Annotated in this window: 21 protein-coding genes and 1 tRNA gene; 10 read left to right on the plus strand and 12 right to left on the minus strand. The window is 71.9% G+C overall.

All coding sequences use genetic code 11. The annotated features are described in order from the left end of the window. Positions 1 to 25: 25 nt before the first annotated feature. Both ACT7CP_RS14735 and ACT7CP_RS14740 read right to left on the minus strand, forming a co-directional pair. Entirely contained in the window at positions 26 to 904 is an 879-nt protein-coding gene (locus ACT7CP_RS14735; RefSeq protein WP_445442773.1) for a patatin-like phospholipase family protein, read from the minus strand. Positions 905 to 1,031: 127 nt separating this feature from the next. Further along, positions 1,032 to 1,613, minus strand: a complete 582-nt coding sequence (locus tag ACT7CP_RS14740) for a MarR family transcriptional regulator (protein ID WP_445442774.1) — start codon at positions 1,611 to 1,613, stop codon at positions 1,032 to 1,034. A gap of 77 nt (positions 1,614 to 1,690) precedes the next feature. On the opposite strand from ACT7CP_RS14740, the gene ACT7CP_RS14745 reads away from it, so the two are divergent. Then, entirely contained in the window at positions 1,691 to 3,793 is a 2,103-nt protein-coding gene (locus ACT7CP_RS14745) for an MMPL family transporter (RefSeq protein ID WP_445442775.1), read from the plus strand. Between the two features lie 86 nt (positions 3,794 to 3,879). Further along, on the plus strand, positions 3,880 to 4,632 hold the full coding sequence (locus tag ACT7CP_RS14750; RefSeq protein WP_445442776.1) for an SDR family NAD(P)-dependent oxidoreductase: 753 nt from the start codon (positions 3,880 to 3,882) through the stop codon (positions 4,630 to 4,632). Here the strand turns inward: ACT7CP_RS14750 and ACT7CP_RS14755 are convergent. Further along, the gene (locus ACT7CP_RS14755) at positions 4,629 to 5,279 is read right to left on the minus strand and encodes a TetR family transcriptional regulator (protein ID WP_445442777.1); all 651 of its coding nucleotides are present in this window, start codon (positions 5,277 to 5,279) and stop codon (positions 4,629 to 4,631) included. The genes ACT7CP_RS14750 and ACT7CP_RS14755 overlap by 4 nt on opposite strands. Positions 5,280 to 5,318: 39 nt before the next feature. Between ACT7CP_RS14755 and ACT7CP_RS14760 the strand changes: the two genes are divergently transcribed. After that, positions 5,319 to 5,810: a DIP1984 family protein gene (locus tag ACT7CP_RS14760; RefSeq protein ID WP_445442778.1), complete on the plus strand. Its 492-nt coding sequence runs from the start codon at positions 5,319 to 5,321 to the stop codon at positions 5,808 to 5,810. 278 nt (positions 5,811 to 6,088) lie between these two features. Here the strand turns inward: ACT7CP_RS14760 and ACT7CP_RS14765 are convergent, their stop codons facing one another. Then, on the minus strand, positions 6,089 to 6,937 hold the full coding sequence (locus ACT7CP_RS14765) for an NmrA family NAD(P)-binding protein (protein WP_445442779.1): 849 nt from the start codon (positions 6,935 to 6,937) through the stop codon (positions 6,089 to 6,091). A gap of 65 nt (positions 6,938 to 7,002) precedes the next feature. Between ACT7CP_RS14765 and ACT7CP_RS14770 the strand changes: the two genes are divergently transcribed. After that, positions 7,003 to 7,365 (plus strand): winged helix-turn-helix transcriptional regulator, encoded by a 363-nt coding sequence (locus tag ACT7CP_RS14770; RefSeq protein ID WP_445442780.1) that lies wholly within the window; start codon positions 7,003 to 7,005, stop codon positions 7,363 to 7,365. 12 nt (positions 7,366 to 7,377) lie between these two features. Here the strand turns inward: ACT7CP_RS14770 and ACT7CP_RS14775 are convergent, their stop codons facing one another. Continuing rightward, the gene (locus ACT7CP_RS14775; protein ID WP_445442781.1) at positions 7,378 to 8,346 is read right to left on the minus strand and encodes a GlxA family transcriptional regulator; all 969 of its coding nucleotides are present in this window, start codon (positions 8,344 to 8,346) and stop codon (positions 7,378 to 7,380) included. A gap of 113 nt (positions 8,347 to 8,459) precedes the next feature. On the opposite strand from ACT7CP_RS14775, the gene ACT7CP_RS14780 reads away from it, so the two are divergent. Next, positions 8,460 to 9,095: an isochorismatase family protein gene (locus ACT7CP_RS14780; RefSeq protein WP_445442782.1), complete on the plus strand. Its 636-nt coding sequence runs from the start codon at positions 8,460 to 8,462 to the stop codon at positions 9,093 to 9,095. Between the two features lie 3 nt (positions 9,096 to 9,098). Here ACT7CP_RS14780 and ACT7CP_RS14785 read toward each other — a convergent pair whose 3' ends face one another. Then, positions 9,099 to 9,791, minus strand: a complete 693-nt coding sequence (locus tag ACT7CP_RS14785) for an MmpS family transport accessory protein (RefSeq protein ID WP_445442783.1) — start codon at positions 9,789 to 9,791, stop codon at positions 9,099 to 9,101. A gap of 99 nt (positions 9,792 to 9,890) precedes the next feature. After that, the gene (ald, locus tag ACT7CP_RS14790; RefSeq protein WP_445442784.1) at positions 9,891 to 11,009 is read right to left on the minus strand and encodes an alanine dehydrogenase; all 1,119 of its coding nucleotides are present in this window, start codon (positions 11,007 to 11,009) and stop codon (positions 9,891 to 9,893) included. Between the two features lie 164 nt (positions 11,010 to 11,173). On the opposite strand from ald, the gene ACT7CP_RS14795 reads away from it, so the two are divergent. Further along, positions 11,174 to 11,668, plus strand: coding sequence for an Lrp/AsnC family transcriptional regulator (locus tag ACT7CP_RS14795; protein WP_445442785.1), 495 nt, complete (start codon positions 11,174 to 11,176; stop codon positions 11,666 to 11,668). 40 nt (positions 11,669 to 11,708) lie between these two features. Then, on the plus strand, positions 11,709 to 12,191 hold the full coding sequence (locus ACT7CP_RS14800) for an SRPBCC domain-containing protein (RefSeq protein WP_445442786.1): 483 nt from the start codon (positions 11,709 to 11,711) through the stop codon (positions 12,189 to 12,191). Positions 12,192 to 12,209: 18 nt separating this feature from the next. On the opposite strand, the gene dcd is transcribed toward ACT7CP_RS14800, so the two are convergent. Continuing rightward, complete coding sequence (gene dcd / locus ACT7CP_RS14805; protein WP_445442787.1) at positions 12,210 to 12,815, minus strand: dCTP deaminase; 606 nt, start codon at positions 12,813 to 12,815, stop codon at positions 12,210 to 12,212. Positions 12,816 to 12,896: 81 nt separating this feature from the next. Here dcd and ACT7CP_RS14810 point away from each other — a divergent pair. After that, positions 12,897 to 12,970 (plus strand) — tRNA-Gly (locus ACT7CP_RS14810). A gap of 255 nt (positions 12,971 to 13,225) precedes the next feature. Here the strand turns inward: ACT7CP_RS14810 and ACT7CP_RS14815 are convergent. From ACT7CP_RS14815 to ACT7CP_RS14825, 3 genes are all read right to left on the minus strand, one after another. Beyond that, complete coding sequence (locus tag ACT7CP_RS14815) at positions 13,226 to 15,169, minus strand: N-6 DNA methylase (protein ID WP_445442788.1); 1,944 nt, start codon at positions 15,167 to 15,169, stop codon at positions 13,226 to 13,228. Next, positions 15,166 to 15,642 (minus strand): NYN domain-containing protein, encoded by a 477-nt coding sequence (locus ACT7CP_RS14820; protein WP_445442789.1) that lies wholly within the window; start codon positions 15,640 to 15,642, stop codon positions 15,166 to 15,168. Before ACT7CP_RS14820 ends, ACT7CP_RS14815 begins: the two co-directional genes overlap by 4 nt. Positions 15,643 to 15,776: 134 nt before the next feature. Further along, positions 15,777 to 16,520 carry a FadR/GntR family transcriptional regulator gene (locus tag ACT7CP_RS14825; RefSeq protein WP_445442790.1) on the minus strand — a complete coding sequence of 248 codons (744 nt, stop codon included), beginning with the start codon at positions 16,518 to 16,520 and terminating at the stop codon, positions 15,777 to 15,779. A 158-nt stretch (positions 16,521 to 16,678) separates the two neighbouring features. Between ACT7CP_RS14825 and ACT7CP_RS14830 the strand changes: the two genes are divergently transcribed. Both ACT7CP_RS14830 and ACT7CP_RS14835 read left to right on the plus strand, forming a co-directional pair. Then, a complete protein-coding gene (locus ACT7CP_RS14830; protein WP_445442791.1) occupies positions 16,679 to 17,233 on the plus strand; it encodes a gluconokinase in 555 nt (184 codons plus the stop codon). Positions 17,234 to 17,311: 78 nt separating this feature from the next. Then, the gene (locus ACT7CP_RS14835; protein ID WP_445442792.1) at positions 17,312 to 18,712 is read left to right on the plus strand and encodes a GntP family permease; all 1,401 of its coding nucleotides are present in this window, start codon (positions 17,312 to 17,314) and stop codon (positions 18,710 to 18,712) included. A gap of 86 nt (positions 18,713 to 18,798) precedes the next feature. Here the strand turns inward: ACT7CP_RS14835 and ACT7CP_RS14840 are convergent, their stop codons facing one another. Next, on the minus strand, positions 18,799 to 19,002 hold the full coding sequence (locus ACT7CP_RS14840) for a DUF7336 domain-containing protein (RefSeq protein ID WP_413961765.1): 204 nt from the start codon (positions 19,000 to 19,002) through the stop codon (positions 18,799 to 18,801).

A 19,002-nucleotide genomic window follows, 5' to 3' on the forward strand; every position in this document is an offset into this window, starting at 1 on the left:
GCCCCTCGGCGTGCGGGTGCGGGGATCAGCCCCAGAAGGCGCGGACCTCGTCGGCGACGCGCTCGGCCTGCGCGCGGCCGGCCTCGGCGGACGCTTGGCGGGTCGCGAGCAGGAGCGAGTTCTCGCCGAACGCGCGCGTGCTGGCCTCGTCGGCCTGGATCACGAGCACCTCGGCCCGGCCGCGCAGCTGCTGCACGACGGTGGAGAGGGTCGGGCCCATGCCGGACGTGGGGGCCTCGGGGCCGCACGCGACGACGAGGATCCGCTCGTGGTCGGCGACGACGTCGGCGTTGGTGCCGGAGCGCATGCCGCCGTCCATGTAGGGGCGGCCGTCGATGGTGACGGGCGGGAAGACGCCGGGCACGGCGCAGCTCGCGGCGGACGCGCGCACGAGGTCGGCGCCGGAGTCCCGGTCGAAGACGGTGAAGCGGCCGGTGCCGGCGTCGACCGCGGTGATGCGGAGGTCGGCCTCGGGCCAGTCGCGGATCGGCAGCAGCTGGCCGATGCGCTCGACGCTCGCCGCGTCGTCCACCTCGGGGTCGTACTCCTCGAGCGCGAGCTCGCCGATCCGCTGCCGGGTCGGGATCTCGCCCTCGGTGCTCGCGACGCCCTGGCCGATGACCTCGACCGTGCGGGACAGGTCGCGGCTGCCCATGGGCTCGGCCATGCCGGCCACGTCGACGAAGTGCTCGTCGTAGGCGGCGTCGATGGCGCCCGCGCGCAGGTTGATCGCGACGACGGATCCGGCCGAGGTGCCGACGACCGCGTCGGCCGCGCCCAGGTCGATCCCCGCCGCGATGAGCCCCGAGAGGAGGCCCGTCTCCCAGGCGATGCCGGCGACGCCGCCGCCGCCCAGCACCAGCCCGCGCGTCGCCGTGGTCGTGTCTCGATCGGTCCCGGTCATGGTTCTCCTCGTGGTGTGCGCGTGCGCGCGGGGGTGGTGGTCGACGTGGTGGATCCGGGTCCATCATCCCCGAGCCCGATGGACGGCGGCCGAGGGAGCGGTGGACGCGGGGTGGACGCGGCCGGGATCAGCGCGGCGCGGCGGGCGTCGACGCGGGCGCGGGGAGCGGATCCGCGGTCCCGCCCGTCGCGCCCTGCGGTCCCGCGGCGGCCTCGCGGTAGACCTCGCGCACCTCGCCGAGGAAGCGCAGCACGGTGGCGCGCTCGCGCTCGGTCAGCGCGTCGGCGGCCCGGGCGACGCCGCCGATCATGGGCATCAGCTCGTCCATCGCCCTCCCGACGGAGGCCGGCCGCGGCACGACGACCACGCGACGGCGGTCGTGCGGGTGCGGACGACGGTCGGCGTGGCCGACCTCGACGAGCCGGTCGACGACCAGGGTCGCGGCCGCGGTCGAGATCCCGAGCCGGCCCGCGAGCTCGGTGGGCGACAGCGATCCCGCCTGGATGAGGTGCTCCATGGCCTTCAGGTCGGTGGGGTTGACCTCGAGGACGGTGCGGAGGCGGCGCTCGAACCCGGCCGCGAGGCCCAGCACGTCGCGGAGGACGCGACCGATCTCGCCCGCGTCTCCCGCCTCCGCGGGCACGCCGACGCCGGGGGCCGGGAGGGCGTCGGGCTCCTCCGCTCCGGCGGCGGGACGGGTGCGGGGCATGCGTCCATCGTACGGCTGTGGTAGCTAAGGTGCTTGACAGTCAGTACGCTGACGATCACCGCACACCTGGAGGACCCGTGAGATCGATCGCCCGCTTCGTCAGCGCCCGCCGCACCGCCTGGATCGCGCTCGTGCTGGCCGCCGCCGCCGTGGCCGCCCTGTTCGCGTTCCTGCCGAAGGGCGAGGCCGACGCCTTCCCGCCGTCCGGCCTGCCCGAGTCCAGCCAGGCGCGGCAGGTGAGCGAGCTCCTCGAGCGGTTCCCGAGCGCGGACACGACCGTGGGGATCCTCGTCTTCAGCCGCGACGGCGCCGCGCTCACCGACGCAGACCGGGCCGCCGTCGCCGAGCGCGCCGAGGCCCTGGCCGCCGACTCGATCGCCCCGCAGGCCGTGGTGCCGCAGGTCAGCGAGGACGGACGGGCGGCGCTCGTCGCCGTGCCGCTCGACGCGTCGGAGGCCACGGACGACCTGGCCGCCACCGCCGAGGGGCTCCGGGCGACCGCCGCGGAGGGCCTCCCCGACGGCCTCACCGCGCAGCTCACCGGACCCGTCGGCTTCCAGGCGGACATCTCGAACGCGTTCGCGGGGGCCGACTTCCGGCTCCTGCTCGTCACGGTGCTCGTGGTCGCCGTGCTGCTCATCGTGACCTACCGCAGCCCCGTGCTCTGGATCGTGCCGCTGGTCGTCGTGGGCGTCGCCGACGGCCTGGCGCGCGTGGTCGTGACGGCCCTCGCGGAGCCGCTCGGGATCACGATCGACGCCTCCATCGGCGGGATCCTCTCGGTGCTGGTCTTCGGCGCCGGCACGAACTACGCCCTCCTGCTCGTGGCCCGCTACCGCGAGGAGCTGACGCGCCAGGAGGACCGGCACCGGGCGATGCTCACGGCCGTCACGAGCGCGGGCCCCGCCATCGCGGCGAGCGGCGGAACGGTCGCGCTCAGCCTCATCACGCTGCTGGCCGCGGAGCTCTCCGGCAACCGGGCGCTCGGGTTCGCGTGCGCGATCGGCGTGGTGATCGCGATCGCCGCCGCTCTCCTCGTGCTGCCGGCCGCCCTCGTGGTGTGCGGGCGGGGCCTGTTCTGGCCGTTCGTGCCGCGCGCCGGCACCGACGCCGACCACGGCGGGAAGCCGAGCGCGTGGCGGGGGCTCGGCCTCCGGGTGCAGCGCCGGCCCGCGGTCGTGGCCGTCGTCGCCCTCGCCGGCGTCGGGGTGCTCGCGCTCGGCCTCGTCGGCGCGCGCGTCGGCCTCTCGCAGACCGACCAGCTGCTCGGCGAGCCCGAGTCGGTGCGGGCGCAGCAGGTCGTCGACGCCTCCTTCTCCGCCGGCCTCACCGCCCAGACCGTGGTGCTCGCGCCGGACGCGGTCGCCGCGGACGCCGTCGCCACCGCCGCGTCCGTGCCCGGCGTCCAGGGCGCCCGGGCGGGCGAGTCCGCGGAAGGCCTCACGCGGATCGACGTGCAGCTCGACGCGGAGCCCGAGAGCGCGGCCGCGTTCACCGCGGTGCAGGACCTCCGCGACGCCTACGCGGCCGCCCCCGGCGCCGAGTCCGCGGCGCTCGTCGGCGGCAGCGACGCCATGGCGGCCGACACCGCCGCGTCCTCCGAGCGCGACCAGGGGCTCATCATCCCGATCATCCTGGCCATCGTCTTCGTCATCCTCGGCCTGCTGCTGCGCTCGCTCGTGGCGCCCGTGCTCCTCATCGCGAGCGTGCTGGCGACCTTCTTCGCGAGCCTGGGCGCGGCCAACGTGCTGTTCCAGCAGGTGCTCGGGTTCCCCGCCTTCGACGCGAACGTCGTGCTCTTCGCGTTCCTCTTCCTGGTGGCGCTGGGGGTCGACTACAACATCTTCCTCGTGACCCGGGCCCGCGAGGAGCGGCGCCTGCACGGCACGCGCGAGGGCATGGTGCGGGCGCTGGCGTCCACGGGCGGCGTGATCACGAGCGCGGGCATCCTGCTCGCGGCGGTCTTCGCGGTGCTCGGGGTGCTGCCCGTGGTGGCGCTCACGCAGATCGGCGTCATCGTCTGCATCGGCGTGCTGCTCGACACGCTCGTGGTGCGGACGCTCCTCGTGCCGGCGCTCGTCTTCCTGCTCGGCGACCGGTTCTGGTGGCCGTCGCACCGGCCGGGGCGGCACGAGGGCGCATCCGCGGCGGAGCAGGAGACGGCGCCGGCCGCGCGGTAGGGCCGGCGACCTCCCTGGCCACTTATGGCACCGCGTGCCATAATCGCCGCACCGGCGCATGCCGGACCCGATCGAGGAGGACCCCCATGACCCACGACCCGCGCTTCGCCGGCCGCACCGCCATCGTCACCGGAGCGGGCAGCGGCATCGGCCGCGCCACCGCGCTCCGCTTCGCCCGGGACGGCGCGCGCGTCGTCGCGGCCGACGTCGTCGCCGACCGGCTCGAGGCCCTCGTGGCCGAGCACCCCGACCTCGACCTCGTGCCCGTCGTCGGCGACATCACGACCGAGGAGGGCGTCGCCGCGGTGGTCGCCGCCGCCGACGGCCGGGTGGACGCGCTCGCCAACGTCGCCGGGATCATGGACGGCTTCCTGCCCGCCGGCGAGGTCGACGACCGCACGTGGGACCTCGTCTTCGCGGTCAACGTGACCGCGGTGCTGCGCCTCACGCGGGCGGTGCTCCCGCTCATGCAGGCGGCGGGATCCGGCGCCATCGTGAACGTCGCCTCCGAGGCCGCGCTCCGCGGATCCGCCGCCGGCGTCGCGTACACGGCGTCGAAGCACGCGGTCGCGGGCATCACGAAGAACACGGCCGTGATCTACGGGAAGCAGGGCATCCGCGTCAACGCCGTCGCCCCCGGTCCCACGAAGACCGCGATCGAGGCGCCCATGCGCTCGGCGCTCGCGGGCCAGGTGCTCGGGCCGCTGATGCAGACGATGATCCCGACGCCCGTCGAGGCCGAGGAGCTCGCCAACGCGATCACGTGGCTCGCGAGCGACGAGAGCCGGAACGTCAACGGCGTGATCCTGCCGTCGGACGGCGGCTGGTCGGCGATCTAGCCCGCGGCGGGCGGGCGGGCGGGCTCGGCGCCATCCGCCGTGCCCGCGGATCCGCCCGCAAGCGCCAGCGCGCCGACCGCGCGCCGGACGGACTCCTCCGGGCTCACGTCGTCCGAGCTCGTCGCCCACCAGCGGAGCGCCGCGTACGTGGCCGCGCCGAGCGCGTCGGCGAGCACGGCCGCCTCGACCGTGCCGCGCAGCTCGGGCCGCCCGGACGCGACGAAGCCGGCGAGCACGTGCGACCCGGCGCCCAGCCGCGGCGAGGCGAGCCCGCGGAGCTCGGGATGCGAGTCGATGATGCGGAGGCGGACCCGCGTCATGCCGAGGTCGATCCCCGACGCCTGGAGGGCCCGCACGAACGCGTCCGCGTAGGCCGCGCCGAGCGGCCGGCCGCCCGTGCCCTCGGCCAGCAGCCGGTCGAGCACCTCGACGACCGCCTCGGCGCCGCCCCACACGAGGTCGGCCTTCGAGGGGAAGTAGCGGAAGAGGCTGCGGCGCCCGACGCCCGCGGCCTCGGCGACGTCGGCCATGCTCACGGCGTCGTAGCCGCGCTCGGCGAACAGGGCGATCGCGACGCGGGCGAGCTCGCCGGCGTCGATGGCGACGGGACGCCCCGGTGCGCGCTCGGGCGGCGCGGTCGGGGACATGCCCGGAATCGTATCGGCCGCGTGTGGCACGGTGGACGCATGAGACTCGCCGAGGCGCTGATGGACCGGTCCGACCTGCAGCGGCGCATCGAGCAGCTGCGGAGCCGGATCCAGGCGAGCGCCCGGTACCAGGAGGGCGAGGATCCCGCGGAGGACGCGGCCGCGCTGCTCGCGGAGGCGGACGAGGCGGTCGACCGGCTGGCGGCGCTCGTGGCGCGGATCAACCTGACCAACACGGCCGCCACGCTCGAGGACGGCACGCCCCTCACGGCGGCGCTCGCCCGGCGGGACGCGCTGCGGCTGCGGCACGGGATCCTCACCGACGCGGCCGACGCCGCCGCGGGCCGGTCGGGCGTGTACGCGCAGCGGCAGATGCGGAGCGAGCTGCGGCAGATCGCGGCGCTCCCCATCCGCGAGGTGCGCGACCGCGCCGACGACGCGGCCCGGCAGCTGCGCGAGCTCGACGCGCGGATCCAGCGCGCGGACTGGGAGGTCGAGCTGATCGGGGAGGTCGCGGCGACGGAGGACTAGGGGCGAGTCGGTAGTCGTCCGGAGCGGGCACACCCCGGCGGATCAGCGGGCATCCTGATCCACCTGTGGCGCGGAGGGCAGCGCACCCGGCGAGAGCCGAGCACGAGTCAGCCCCGCACCTCGCACCGGGAACGGTGCACGGGTACAGCTCACCACCACGTGCCGGTCGGACGACGAGGGAGGGATCGGGGACCTCGCCCCACGGGCGGGCCCGGCGCGCATGCGCCGGGCCCGCCGCTCAGGCCGTCATGCCGTCATGCCGTCACGCCGCGACGCCGTCAGGCACCGATGTCGCGGAGCCACTCGCGCACCGAGCGCGGCCTCAGCCCGAGCCGGGTCTGCGCGCTCGTGGCCTCCTCGACGGCCTCCGACTCCTGCGTGGCGCGCCAGCGGTACGCCTCGATGACCGGCCGCGCGCCCGCCTCGCCGAACAGCGGGATGATCCGCTCGCCGAACGCGTCCGGCGTCAGCGGCTCGTAGCGCACGTCGCGCCCGAGGTGCTCCGCGAAGCCCGCCGCGAGGTCCGCGCCGGTGAGGGCCGGGAGCGCGCCGACGCCGACGACGCCCGTGACGGTGGTGTCCTCGAGGAGGCGGACGACCACGTCGGCGACGTCGAGGTGCGAGATCCAGGAGACCGCGTAGCCGTCGCGCAGCGGGTAGCGCAGCACGCCCTCCTCCCGCACCGGTCCCACGACGATCGGCAGGAGCAGGTTCTCGAGGTACAGGCGGGGCTCGACGACGGCGAGCGAGACGCCGGCCTCGCGGATCCCGCGGGCGATGACGGTGAAGGGGCTGTCGTCGTCCCCGGGCACGTCGACGCGGGCCCCGCTCGTGGAGAGCACCACGCGGCCCGGACGGGCGCGGCGGACCGCCTCGACCACGGCGGCCGCCTGGGCCGCCTGCTGCGCGGGGGATCCGATGGGGAGGTGCACGAAGACGCCGTCGACGCCCGCGTAGGCCGCGGCCAGGGAGTCGGCGGAGGAGAGGTCGACCGAGACGGCCGTGCCCGGCCCGGAGTAGGCGGCGGCATCGCGCACGGCGGCGCGGGTGTCGGGGGCGGACGGGAGGAGGGCGGCCAGCACGGGAGCGCCCTGGGCGCCGGTGGCGCCGTGGATGAGGAAGGTCATGCGCCCATTGATGCATGCGATGCACCGGTTACGTCAACTGCACCAACGCGCGTACGATCGATCTCATGGCGTTCTCACCGGATGCGTGGCCCGAATGCGGCGTCGCGCGGTTCCTCGGCCTCATCGACGGACCGTGGGCGACCCTCGTGGTCCGCGAGCTGCTCGTCGGGCCCCTCCGCTTCACCGAGCTGCGGTCGCGGCTTCCCGGCATCAGCGCGCACACCCTCTCCGACCGGCTGCGGCGCTTCGAGGAGCACGGGCTCGTCACGCGCACGGCCTACGCGGAGATCCCGCCGCGGGTCGTTTACGAGCTCACCGACCTCGGGCGCGACCTGCGGCCCGTGCTCGAGGCGATGAACGCCTGGGCGCTGACGGTGCCGCGGGCGACGCAGGACGCGACCGCTGACGTCGAGATCGCGCGCGCCTGATCCGGCCGCGCCTCACGCCCGCGCGTCGAACCGCCGCCGGTAGCTCGACGGCGTGACCCCGAACGCGGCCGCGAACGCCTGCCGCAGCGTGACGGGGGTGCCGAAGCCGCAGTCGGCGGAGATCCGCTCGACGGGCAGGTCGGTCGTCTCGAGCAGCCGTCGGGCCTCGTCGAGCCGGCGGGAGCGCACCCAGGCCGCGGGTGTGGATCCGGTCGAGCGCCGGAACGCGCGGAGGAACGACCGCCGGCTCATGTGCGCGACCTCGGCGAGCCGGTCGACGCCGAGGTCCTCCCCGAGGTGCGCGAGGGCCCACGCGGTGGCGACGGCGACCGGATCCCCCGCCTCGTCCGCCGCGACCGGCCGCTCGATGTACTGCGCCTGCCCGCCCTCCCGGTGCGGCGCGACCACGAGGCTGCGGGCGACCCGGTTGGCGGCCGCCGCGCCGAGCCGCGTGCGCACCATGTGCAGGCACGCGTCGAGGCCGGAGGCGGTGCCCGCGGAGGTGAGCACGTCGCCGTGGTCGAGGTAGAGGGCGGATCCGTCGACGACGATCCCCGGGTGCCGCGCCGACAGGCTCTCCACGGCGTTCCAGTGCGTGGCGGCGCCGCGGCCGGCGAGGAGCCCGAGGTCGGCGACGGCGATCGCGCCGAGGCAGAGGCCGGCGACCGCGGCACCGCGCGCGTGGGCGGCGACGACCGCGCGGCGGAAGGCCGGCCGCGGGTCCCGGCCGTCGTCGACCCACGACGGGATGACCACGACGTCCGCCTCGTCCGCCGCGCGCAGCCCCTGCACCCCGCCGAGCCGGTGGCCCTCCGCGGTGACGATCGAGCCCGCCCGGTCCGAGAACAGCACCGTCTCCCAGTCGCCGAGCCCCTGCCGCCGCACCTCGTCGAAGACCATCTGCGGGACGGCCAGGTGGAACATCGTGACGCCGTCGAACGCGTAGACGGCGATCCGGACCCGGTCTCCTGCATGTGGCACGGATCCATCGTAGGAGTGCCTGCGGGCCACGGGTGCCTGCCGAGGATCGCGGCGATGATCGAGGGACGGCGCCGCACCCGGCGCCCGCCCGCGACCCGATCCAGGAGATCCCCATGACTGCACCCCGCCGCGCCCTCGTCCTCGTCGACATCCAGCAGGAGTACTTCGGCGGTCCCCTCGAGGTCCGCCACCCCGACCGCGACGACTCGGTGCGCACCATCGGTCGCGCGATCGACGCCGCCACCGCGGCCGGGATCCCCGTCGTCGTCGTGCAGCACACCGCCGGCGAGGGCGCGCCCGTCTTCGACCCGACGAGCGACGCGTACCGCCTGCACCCGGAGATCGAGTCGCGCCGCACGGACGCGTGGAAGGGCCTCGTGAAGTCGAAGGGGTCCGTCTTCGCGGGCACCGACCTCGCCGACTGGCTGCGCGCGGAGGGCCTCGACACGATCACCCTGGTCGGCTACATGACCAACAACTGCATCATCGCGTCGGCGGTGGAGGCCGAGGGCCTCGACGTCGCGGCCGAGGTGCTGTCCGACGCGACCGGCGCGATCGCCCTCGAGAACGCCGCGGGATCCGTCGACGCGGCCACCGTGCACGGCACCCTCATGACGCTCCTGCACTCGAACTTCGCCGCGGTCGCGACCACGGACGCGTGGATCGCGGCGCTCGGCGCGGGTGCGGCCCTCCCGAAGGACGACCTGGGCAGCTCGGCCGTCGCGGGCGCGGCGCGCTCCGCGGGCTAGGGCCTAGCCGGCGGCCGAGCGGACCTCGGCGGCCGTCACCACGCACGCGGCGCGCGCTCCGGCGCCGGACGCCGTTCGCTCGACGAGCACGTCGCCGTCCACGAGGATCCGGCAGGTCAGGTCGCCCTCCTCGGCACCGCCCATGCCCACGAGGATGAGCCGCTCGTCCTCGTACTCGGTCCCGGACGGGAGCACGGCCTCGGCGGAGAAGGGCAGCGGCTGCCCGGTGACCTCCTCGGTGATGAGCGCGTCGTCCACGAGGCTCGTGTACGCCGCGTCGACCGCGGGCAGCGTGCCGCTCAGCTCGTACGTGACGGTGACGTCGCCCGCGACGATCGCGTCGTCCTGCGACTCGGCGCCCGAGGTCGTCTGCGAGTCCTCCACCGCGGTGCCGATGAGGGTCGCGATCCCCACCGTGTAGGCGATGGCCAGCAGCACCGAGAGCACCAGCGCCACCACGCTCACGACGAGCCCGCCGAGCGCCGTGCCCTTGGGGCGGTCCGCGAGGACCAGGCCGATGATCCCGAGCACGATCCCGACGAAGGCCACGAAGCCCGACCCGTAGTTCACGAGCGGGATGACCGACCCGACGAGCGCGACGATCCCCACGATGAGCGCCGCCAGGCCGACCGGGTTCGTGGTCTTCCGCTCGCGGGGTCCGGTCGGTTCGGGTTCGGGCGCGTAGCGGAAGGTCATGCCTCGACCCTGCCAGGGATCCGGGCGCGGACGCGTGTCAGGGGGTCACGATCCCGCGACGACTGACGCCGACGCCGGCACCGCGCAGGGCCGCCCACCTCAGCCTGCGAGCACCTCCGCGACCGGCGTGAGCGGCAGCCCCAGCGCCGCCGCCACGTGCGGCTCGGTCACGCGACCGTCGTGCACGTTGAGCCCGAGGGCGAGCGCCGGATCCTCCGCGAGGGCCCGCTTCCACCCCTTCTCCGCGAGGGCGATCACGTACGGCAGCGTCGCGTTCGTGAGCGCGCGCGTCGAGGTCTCGGGCACCGCGCCGGGCATGTTCGCGACGCAGTAGTAGACGCTGTCGTGCACCGCGAAGGTCGGGTCGTCGTGGGTCGTGGGGCGGGATCCCTCGAAGCAGCCGCCCTGGTCGATGGCGATGTCGACGAGCACGGACCCCTTCTTCATGGTGGCGACCATCTCGTCGGTGACGAGCTTCGGGGCCTGTGCGCCGGGGATCAGCACGGATCCGATGACGAGGTCGGCGTCCTTCAGCTGCGCCGCGATCTCGTAGGCGGACGAGACGCGCGTCTGCACCTGCCCGCCGAAGCGCACCTCGAGCTCGCGGAGCCGCGGGATGGAGAGGTCGATGACCGTCACGTCGGCGCCCATGCCGAGCGCGTTCGCGGCCGCGTGCTCGCCCGCGACGCCGCCGCCGATCACGACGACGCGCGCCTTCGGGGTGCCGGGCACGCCGCCGAGGAGGATCCCGCGCCCGCCGGCCGCGCGCATCAGGTGGTACGCGCCGACCTGGGTGGAGAGCCGCCCGGCGACCTCGCTCATCGGCTGGAGGAGCGGGAGCTGCCGGTTGGGGAGCTGCACCGTCTCGTAGGCGATGGCCGTGGTGCCGGAGGCGACGAGCGCGTCCGTGCAGGGCCGCGACGCCGCGAGGTGCAGGTAGGTGAAGAGGGTCTGCCCGGCGCGCATGCGCGGGTACTCCTCGGCGATGGGCTCCTTGACCTTGAGCAGCAGATCCGCCTGGCCCCATACTTCGTCGGCCGTGGCGACGATGGTCGCGCCCGCCTCGACGTAGTCGGCGTCGGTGATGCTGGATCCGAGCCCCGCGCCCTCCTGCACGAGCACCTCGTGGCCGCGGCGCACGAGCTCGTGGACGCCGGCGGGCGTGGCGGCGACCCGGTTCTCGTTGTTCTTGATCTCGGTGGGGATCCCGACCTTCATGCGCGCTCCGTCTCGTCTCCCCGCGGGGTGCGACCGGCGGCAGCGATGCGGGAGGGCGAGTCCCAATATGGCCATCGTGCGCCCCGAGCGCGTGAGTTCCGTAGGATCTTCGCCGAAGGCCGCTCCTCCTGCGCGATCCTTCGCCCCGAGAGGACGGACGACCGATGCCGACGAAGGAACTGCGGGCGCGCGAGCCGCTGGACGAGATCGACCGGAAGCTCGTCGCGCTCCTCCGAGTCGACGCGCGCACCCCGAACAGCCGCCTCGCCGAACAGGCGGGCATCGCGCCGTCGACGTGCGTGACCCGGGTGCGCGGCCTCGTCGAGCGCGGCGTGATCACCGGCTTCACCGCCACCATCGACGCGGATGCGGTGGGCGTGGGCCTGCAGGCGCTCATCAGCATCGCGATCCGCGCGGGCGCCCGCCACGAGATGGCCCGCTTCGCCGACGAGATGCGCGAGCTCGCCGACGTGGTGCAGCTCTTCTTCCTCGGCGGATCCGAGGACTTCATCGTCCACATCGCCGTCCGCGACAGCGACCACCTCCGCGACTTCGTCCTGGACCACCTCTCGGCGCACCCGGCCGTCGCGTCGACCCGCACGAGCGTGGTCTTCGACCACCACTACTCGGGGCCGGCGGTGGGGGATCCGGGTGTCTAGCGCGCTAGACGCTGCTCGCTGATCCCGCGACACTGAGCGAATGCCGCTCGTCGCCGTCTCCCCTCACGCGGACGCCGTCGGGATCTCGTGGTCGTTCGCCCACTCCCCCATGGCGGCCTGGGCGGCGCTGACCGGACCGGCGTCGATCACGCAGTGGCTGGGGGACGCGGTCGAGTGCGACATCCGGCCGGGTGGATCACTGGTCGTCGACCACGGCGAGAGCTACCGCTCCCGGAGCACCGTGCTCGAAGCGGATGCGCCGCGTCGACTAGCGATGACGTGGGAGTTCCCGGACGAGCCCGCATCCGAAGTGGCGTTCACCTTGCGTGCATCCGACGACGGCACGCTTCTCGACCTCGCCCACACCGGCCTCGACGAGCTGGTGGGCTCCTATCGCGTCGGCTGGATCACGCACCTCACCTACCTGGAGGCGGTGACGGACGGCGTGCCGCTGCCCGCGTCGCAGTTCTGGTCGCTGCACGAGACGCTGGATCGCGGCTTCGCCCGCCGCGACGGCGACTAGGTAACTAGTCGCGTCCGCTCACTCCCCCGGCTGCCCCGCATCGGTGACCGTCACGTCCGTGTGCACGAAGTTGAGGTACGAGCGGGAGGCGGTCGGGCCGCGCTGGCCCTGGTAGCGGGAGGCGTACTCGCCGGAGCCGTAGGGCTTCTCGGCGGGCGACGACAGACGGAAGAAGCAGAGCTGGCCGATCTTCATCCCGGGCCAGAGCTTGATGGGCAGGGTCGCGACGTTCGACAGCTCCAGGGTGACGTGGCCGGAGAACCCGGGGTCGATGAAGCCGGCGGTGGAGTGAGTGAGCAGGCCGAGGCGGCCGAGCGAGCTCTTGCCCTCCAGGCGCGCGGCGACGTCGTCGGGCAGCGTGACCATCTCGAACGTGGATCCGAGGACGAACTCGCCCGGGTGCAGGATGAACGGCTCCCCCGGCTTCGACTCGATGAGGCGGGTCAGCTCGGGCTGGTCCTCGGCGGGGTCGATGTAGGGGTACTTGTGGTTGTCGAACAGCCGGAAGAACCGGTCGATCCGCACGTCGAGGCTCGCGGGCTGCAGCATCCCGGGGTCGTAGGGGTCGAGGGCCACTCGTCCGGCGTCGAGCTCGGCGGTGATGTCACGGTCGGAGAGGAGCACGGCAGGAGCCTACCGGCGCTGGGTGGCGCCCGGCCGGAGTCTTGCTAGGCTGTGGTCTCGACCCGGCTGGTGGCCGGTCGCGCGAGTGTAGTTCAATGGTAGAACTTCAGCTTCCCAAGCTGATAGCGCGGGTTCGATTCCCGTCACTCGCTCCAGCTTCGCGTCGGCCTAAAGCGGCAGCCATTTCGCTCAGACTAATTTTCTTAGTGAGTGCCGCTCCGAGCATGGATTACCACTCCGGCCAGCGGTGAACGAGTCCAGATGAGATTAAAGAGGCGGCTTCGCGGCTTCACATGAGGACTCGAGGCCTGAAACGTAAAGTTGATCGAATCTCAAGTCAGTGGCGCTGCCTTCGAGAGCAACCCCTAGGTCATTCTCGGCATCGACGCTCATCTCTTCGGGCCCTTATCCTAACTTGTGCTTGTCAGGGTAACTCCATGTCGCGCGGCGGAAAGTATAGTGCTGGCCAGTCTATCTGCCGCCTCCGACGCGTGCTGCGCCAAGGCTTTCGCCTGACGTGCCTGGACAACCGCGGAGTAGACCTTACGCTGATCCTCGAAAGGGAGCAGTGGGACTTCAAGGTCGCGTATCGGGATACGCGGAATAACCCCAGCAGCAAGTCGCAGGTTCCAGCTGCCGGCTAGGGCCTCCGCGAGATAATACGGGTCCAACATGACTCGATCACGAACACGTAGCCGATAAACGCTCCCCACGGGGATGTGGCCGCCGGTCTCGTCGACCGCTGCCTGGATGTCGTGCATCGCTACTAAGAGGACGTCACCTGGTTCCGTGAGCAAAGTCGGATCGCCAACAGAGGGAAAGTCGCTGACATCGGCGAATATTCGCTGGCGGAGAGCGCTCGCGTCAACCTTTCGTCGAGCAAGCTCGGGCACCTCTACCTCTCGCGCCGGACGTGCGGAAGCAACCTCTACGGCGCCAGCCTCGATTAGCTTGGCTACAGTCATCAGCTGAGGCGTGGCCGGCATCTCAGGTGCCGAGATTCGCTTCGCGATCGCGGGAAGTGCCGCTGATGCACGAATTAGCTCCGCACGGGCCCGCTCGAACTCCGTGGCAAGCTCGACGTCATCGACGCCCTCAAGGGCGACCCATTTGGAAGGGTTGAGGTCAGCCTCTCCAGCTAGGAGCTCAGCAACGGATACACGTCGGTGCGGGACGGAAGAGATGTTACGTTCGTTGGCCAACCAACCGGACACATGCGATTCGGGCTTATCCACATTCGACGCGTCGATCAACAGCACGTCTTGACCTGGCGTGATCCCGCCATCCCCCAGAACCCATAGTGCGAGCGGGATTGAGGTGTGCGGCAACATTTTTCCAGGTAGCGCAACCACAGCCCGGACCCAGCCACCGAGAAGGAGATTTCTCCGAATCTCAGCCTCCGCGCCTCGGCGGAAAAGTACTCCGCGTGTACTCACGACGTATCCAACGCCGCCGGGAGCGAGGTGCGCCACCACATGCTGAAGCCAGAACGAGTCGCTGCTAGATCGGGGCGGGAAGCCGAACCGTAGGCGTGGATCGAGCATTGTCGCATTGGGATCGACACGTAGCCCGAACGGAGGTTCAGCGATGATGATGTCCGCGCGCAGGTCAGGGTCGGCGTCCTCGAGAAAAACGTTCACATTGTTGACCTTGAGGTTCACGCCGCGCAGTTTTGCGCGTCCTGCGGCTATGCGTGTTGCCTCTGCATTGATGTCGTCGCCGATAACCCGATCGGGGCGTGCTCCCATTTCGATTGCCTGGAGCAGTGCTACCCCCATGCCGCACGCGGGATCATAGAGGGCACCACCATTGAGACTTGCTGCAAGTGATGCGAGCAGGGTACTGGTTCGCGACCCGACGAATCCCACCTCGCCAGCCGACTTGCCCTGCGCCCTCGAAGTTCGCTCTAACACGCCGTCGATCGCATCGGCGAGGTGGTCTCGCGGGATGCCGGCAATTACCGCACGAAGCTCATCGAGCGCGGCCGGCTCCACACGCGGCCAGCTAGGCGAGGGCGATCCATCGGTCACGTCTACTGCGGTCTGCACGAATATCTCGCCCGTGGTCTCCATTGACGCACGCCCACGGAATAGGTTCGCTGCACCCCAAAGGCCGGTATCCCATGCCTTGCTCTCAGCCCGAGCGCCAGTCGCGGACTTGTTTTTCTCAGGATGGGTGGCTAGCCACGCCTCGATGTCGGATGTGGCGAACAGCGGCCTGTTCGCTGTACCACCGGAGGGCTCAGGGAAGTCGGGTATTCGCTTCCGCCAGTTGCTGACGGCCGCGCGGGAGACGCCGGCAAGGTCAGCAATGTCGCTAGGCCCGAGGAGCCCCTCGGCATTCGGAACAGTCATGCGGCCTCCAGGAAGTAGTCAGCGTCGTAGAGAAGATCGAGAGTGCGAGCGGCAGCCATCCGGAGCACCCGCGAACAAGCCTCCGGACGGGACACGACGGTCACGTCTACGCCAGCCGCTCCGAGGTTTGCGACTACATCACTGAAGATGCCGTCACCCGAGACGAGGACGATCCGGTTGAAACGTTCACCGACGCGCTCGGTCTCGAGAACCTCGAGAAGCTCGAGATCAGCGCCGTCCGGCCCCGAACGGAAGACAATTCGACGAGGGCCCTGCCACTCGAACCCGGCGACGTCGACGCTGAAACGCCCGCATGCAAGTACGACGTGATCATCGGCCCGCCGGCCGATCACTGCTGTCAGTGCCGCCTGTGCGACACGAACTTGCTCTGCCACTCTAACTCCACCTCCCACGATGTTCTCGATGTCGATCAGGACGAGGCGACGGGCGCTCGTCGGGTCAAGTGTGTACATTCTAGATGCCAATCTGTATGTGAATCAGATCCCCAGCTGGGGCCATGTGGCCACCATAGAGGAGATTCGCTGCGAGTGCAAGTGAATCCGATTCACAGTACCTGTAGCGTCGATCACGTTCACATCCTCGTGTCCTAGTTGATCGCGCTGCTGACCTCCGCCAGCAGCGACGCCATGCACGCCTCCGCCGTCGCCGCGTCGCCGTCGCGGATCGCGAAGGCCGCCTGCTCGTGGGTGTCGAGCGCATGCGGACGCGGGGTCCGCGGCATCAGACCCTGATGCGTCCGCCCGCTGAGCACCTCCGTGATCACCTCGCGGAGCGCGCAGAACATGTCGTTGCCGCTGGCCTCGAGGATCAGGTGGTGGAACTCGATGTCGGCCGCGAGGAAGTCGACCAGCTCGCCGTCCTCGCCGAGCCGGCGGAGATCCACCGCGAGGTCGGCGATGCGCGCGCGCTGAGCGGGGGTCGCGTTCTCGGCGGCGAGCGCCGCGGCGACCGGCTCCACGGCCCGGCGCAGCTGCGTCAGTGAGCGGAACTGGTCAGCCCGGCCGGGGCCGGTGAGCCGCCAGCGGATGATGCGGGGGTCGTAGACGTTCCAGCGGTCCGGGCCCTGCACCACGAGGCCCACGCGGCGCTTCGGCACGATGAGCGCCATCGCCTCGAGCACCCGCACGCAGTCGCGCACCACCGTGCGGGAGACGCCGAAGCGCTGCTGGAGGTCGTCGATCGTGAGGCGGCTGCCCTCGGCGAGCGCGCCGTCGACGATGTCGCGGCCGATCGCGTCGATGATCCGCGTGGGCAGGACCTCCGCGGCGGGCCCGGCCGTCGCGGCGGGGGCGGGCGTCGGTGCCGGGGTGGGAGCTGACCGCGTCGTCATGGTCCTCTCCGGGTGAGCGCCGGCCGTCCGACCGTCTCGACGAGCATAGGTCGACCGATGCCGCCCGAGCTGCGCCCTTCCCTCCGGTGTCATATAGGTGTTACCTTTCTCGGCGCGAGGGCTGTCCGCCGCGCGCATCGACCGACAAGGGAGTCAACATGGCCGCACGTCCGCGCCACATCGTGGTGATGGGGATCTCCGGATCCGGCAAGACCACGATCGCCACCCACCTCACCGAGGTGCTCGGCTGGACCTTCGCCGAGGCGGACGAGTTCCACCCCGCCGCCAACATCGAGAAGATGACCGCCGGCACGCCGCTCACCGACGACGACCGCTGGCCGTGGCTCGAGGCCATGCGCGACTGGATGACCGGCGAGGCCGGCGCCGGCCGCAGCACCGTCGTCACCTGCTCCGCCCTCAAGCGCTCCTACCGGGACCTGCTCCGCGGGGCCGACGGCGACGTGTCCTTCGTGCACCTCTCCGGCGACCCCGACCTCATCCGCGAGCGCATGAAGAGCCGCAGCGGCCACTTCATGCCGGCGTCGCTGCTGCCCACGCAGATCAGCACGCTCGAGCCGCTCCAGGACGACGAGCCCGGCCTCGCGATCGAGAACGTCGGCACGCCCGACGAGGTCACGGCCCGCATCACGCGCGAGCTCGGCCTCGAGACCGACGCCGACCGCACCGGCGCCGGCACCGCCGACGCCCGCTAGCGCCACCCGCCCGCACCGCCGCGGCTCGACCGCGGCGCCCCCTGCATCCGCACCGCACCGTTCGTCAATGGAGAGAACATGACCATCGAAGACTGGACGCAGACCCTCACCGCGGGTCCGCTCCTCCTGATCGCCGCCGGCGCCATCGCCGTCCTGCTGTTCCTGATCATCACGCTGCGCGTCCACGCGTTCGTGGCCCTGATCTTGGTGAGCCTCATCACCGCGTTCGCCACCGGCATCCCGACCTCGCAGATCGTGACCGTGCTCGTCGGCAGCTTCGGATCCACCCTCGGCGCCGTCGCGCTCCTGGTGGGACTCGGCGCCATGCTCGGCCGCCTGGTGGAGACCAGCGGCGGCGCGAAGACGCTGGCCGACACCCTGATCCGCCTGTTCGGCGAGAAGCGCGCGCCCTTCGCGCTGGGCGTCGCGTCGCTGATCTTCGGCTTCCCGATCTTCTTCGACGCCGGCCTCGTCGTGATGCTGCCCATCGTGTTCTCGGTGGCCCGTCGCCTCGGTGGCGGCGTGCTCCGCTACGGCCTCCCCGCCGCGGGCGCCTTCTCGGTGATGCACATCTTCGTGCCGCCGCACCCCGGCCCGGTCGCGGCGAGCGAGTTCTTCGGCGCGAACGTCGGCATCGTGATCATCGTGGGTCTCGTCGCCGCGATCCCCACCTGGTACGTCACCGCGTACCTCTACGGGCTGTGGGTCGGCAAGAAGTTCGTGCTCCCGATCCCCTCGCTCCTGGGCGAGGCCGACGAGCACGCCGAGTCGAACCCGCCGAGGTTCGGCACCGTCGTCGCCGTGCTGCTGCTGCCGCTCCTCCTGATCTTCATGAACACAGGCCTCAACGCGGCGTCGACCGGCGGGATCCTTCCCGAGGGCACCAGCGACCAGGCCTGGTACCAGGTGCTCCGCACCCTCGGCGAGACGCCCGTCGCGCTCCTCATCTCGCTGCTGTTCGCCGCGTTCGTGCTCGGCCGCCGCCGCGGGATCGACAAGACGGCCCTCGAGAAGACCCTCGAGTCGGCGCTCGGCCCGGTCTGCTCGGTGATCCTGATCACCGGCGCCGGCGGCATGTTCGGCGGCGTCCTCCGCACCAGCGGCATCGGCGATGCCCTCGCCGACGTGCTCGGTGACCTCGGCATCCCGATCATCCTGGCGGGCTTCCTCATCGCCGCGATCCTCCGCATCGCGCAGGGCTCGGCGACCGTCGCGCTCACCACGGCCGCGGGCCTCATCTCCCCGGCGATCCTCGCGGGCGACTACAACGCCTTCCAGGTCGCGGCGCTCGTCGTGGCGGTGGCCGGCGGATCCGTGGTCGCGAGCCACGTGAACGACTCCGGCTTCTGGCTCGTCGGCCGCTTCTTCGAGATGGACGTGAAGACGACCCTCAAGACCTGGACCGTGATGGAGACCACCATCGGCCTCATGGGCTTCGCGATCGCGGCGGCGGTGTTCGGGGTGGCGTCGTTGGCGTAGCGACCTTGCGTCGATGATCCGAGGCCCGTCCCGCATTCCGCGGGGCGGGCCTCCGTCCCTTCCCGGCGGTGATCGGGTGCGCCGGCTCAGCCCTCCGGGCCGAACTCGACGTGGCCCGTGCCGACGTCGTAGCGGTACCCCATGGGGAAGCGCGCCGTGATCGCGCCGTTCGGGAAGCGGTCCGTCACCTCCTCCGCGAACGCGTGGGCTTCCTCGGACGTCGCGAAGACACCGAGGATCGTGTTGTCGGGACTCTCGTCGTGCTGGACGATCCACACCTCAGAAGCCAT

The organism is Clavibacter rahimiani, assembly GCF_052654495.1.